This is a genomic window from Bartonella sp. AP57NXGY (assembly GCF_042195805.1).
Classification (GTDB): domain Bacteria; phylum Pseudomonadota; class Alphaproteobacteria; order Rhizobiales; family Rhizobiaceae; genus Bartonella.
Map to the genome: position 1 here is coordinate 1 of NZ_JBHIOZ010000639.1, position 582 is coordinate 582.

The window sequence follows — 582 nt, forward strand, 5'->3', positions numbered from 1 at the left end:
CTCCTTATAACCATTTCATTTAAAAATTTGTTTGAATATTAGATTAGGGAGCTACCTATGACCACTAAAAATGTATCTAAAAAATATGAGCTTATAAATGAAAGTCACGTTAAAGGGATTACTTTATACCGCATACGTGCATTAAAAGACTTTGCTGATGTTAAAGCTGGTGATTTAGGCGGCTTTATTGAAAAGGAAGATAACCTTTCTCATGATGGCAATTGCTGGGTTTATGATAATGCTTGTGTTGTAAAATCTGGTCGTGTTTATGAAAATGCAAGGGTATATGGCAACGCTGTCATTGGTGGTTTTGTTTATGGCAATGCGCATGTATATGATAAAACCCGCGTGTATTTTGGAGCTCATGTTTATGATAATGCGCATCTTTCTGATAAGGTGTGGGTTTATCAATATGCAAGGGTTTATGGGAATGCAAAATTAACAGGAAATGCTCGTATTCATAGCAAGGCTGAGGTTTATGATCATGCTGTTGTAAGTAGCTCTTCAAAAATTTATGGCAAGGTTTATGGCAATGCTAGCGTGGGTGGGTATGTTAAGGTCTATGGTTCTGTTTATGGCAAT

Annotated in this window: 1 protein-coding gene; it reads left to right on the plus strand. The window is 36.3% G+C overall.

The genetic code is table 11. The features are described 5' to 3' along the window. Positions 1-57: 57 nt before the first annotated feature. The coding region (locus tag ACFIL8_RS12410) for a hypothetical protein (protein WP_375690079.1) at positions 58-582 on the plus strand (525 nt) is incomplete at its 3' end.